This is a genomic window from Methylorubrum sp. Q1 (assembly GCF_004683995.1).
Classification (GTDB): Bacteria; Pseudomonadota; Alphaproteobacteria; order Rhizobiales; family Beijerinckiaceae; genus Methylobacterium.
Genome location: NZ_SRHQ01000075.1, coordinates 1 through 1,363 on the forward strand (window position 1 = coordinate 1; position 1,363 = coordinate 1,363).

A 1,363-nucleotide genomic window follows, 5' to 3' on the forward strand; every position below is an offset into this window, starting at 1 on the left:
GCCGTATAGTAGCTCTGCCCGGTCTTGACGTCCTGGGTCACGTCCGCCGAGACGCGCACCACCTCGCCGTCGATCTCCGGCGTCGTGCGCGTGTTGAAGGCGGGGAAACGCAGTACCGCCTTCTGTCCCACCCGCACGTTGTCGATGTCCTGCGGCTGCACCCGCACCTCCACCAGCAACTGATCGGAGGCCGGCACGATCAGCATCGCCGGCTCGCTGGGGACCACGAGGCCCCCCACCGTGTGCACGCTCATCTGGTGCACGAAGCCGTCCTGCGGCGCGCGCAGCTCGACCCGCTTGAGCTGGTCTTCCGCCGCCACGCGCTTCTCGCGCAGCTCCGACCACTTGCCGCGGATCTCGGCCAGATCCTTGCCGGTCTCGGTGCGCATCTCGCCGTCGATCTGGATGATCTGCAGCTCGGTCTCGGCGATCTTGCCGCGCGCCGAGGCCGTCGAGGCGACGAGCTGGCCGCGCTCGCCTTCGAGCCGGGCGGCGTCGCGCTCCAGGGCGGTGACGCGGGAGAGCGGGACGAGGTTCTTGGCATAGAGGTCGCGCACGCCGCCGAGTTCGTGGCCGATCAGGTTGATCTCGCGGTCCTTGGCCGCGGCCTGCTTGGTGAGCCCGTCGATCTCCTGGCGCAGTTGCTCGACGCGTTCGCGCAACTGCGCCCTCTGACCCTCGCGGCCGGCGACGCGAGAGGCGAACAGGCGCGATTCGCCGTCGATCAGCCGGGCGACGCTGGGATCGTCGTCGATGCGGGCGACGAGATCGGGCGGGAAGGCGATGGTCTTGAGCCCGTCGCGCTCCGCCTCGTCGCGGGCGCGCCGGGCGGAGAGTTCGTCCATGGCCTTGAGCACGATGTCGAGGTTGGCCCGGGTCTGGGTTTCATCGAGACGAATCAACACGTCGCCGGCCGCGACCCGCTGGCCCTCCCGCGCCAGGAGCTGGCCGACGACGCCGCCGGTGGGGTGCTGCACCTTCTTCACGTCGGTCTCGACGACGAGCTGGCCCGGCGCGATCACCGCGGCCGAGATCTCTGTGAAGGTGGCCCAGCCGCCGACGCCGAGGACGAGGGCGGCGGAGAGGCCGATCGCGACGGTGAGGTGGCTGCGGATCGAACCGTGGGCGACGGGACGCGGCAGTGCCGGGGGGAGAACGTTGAGGGGGGTGAGGGTCGCGGACATCAGGCACTCTCACGGATCGAAGGCACGGCGGATTGCGGGGCGGCGGGCTCGGCGGCGACCGGCACGGGGGCCGGTGCCGGGCGCAGGACGCGCTTGAGGATCTCGTCCTTGGGCCCGAAGGCCTGGGCGCGGCCGTCGGCCATCATCAGGATCAGGTCGAGGGCGGCGAGCGCGCTCGG

1 protein-coding gene and 1 pseudogene are annotated in these 1,363 nt (G+C 71.2%); both read right to left on the reverse strand.

Annotation, left to right across the window (positions count from 1 at the left end; all coding sequences use genetic code 11):
• On the reverse strand, window positions 1–1,184 hold a 1,184-nt coding region (locus E4V01_RS25290; RefSeq protein ID WP_135300288.1), incomplete at its 3' end, for an HlyD family type I secretion periplasmic adaptor subunit.
• A pseudogene (locus E4V01_RS25295) lies at window positions 1,184–1,363 on the reverse strand (type I secretion system permease/ATPase); the annotation flags it as partial. The pseudogene E4V01_RS25295 and the gene E4V01_RS25290, both read right to left, overlap by 1 nt.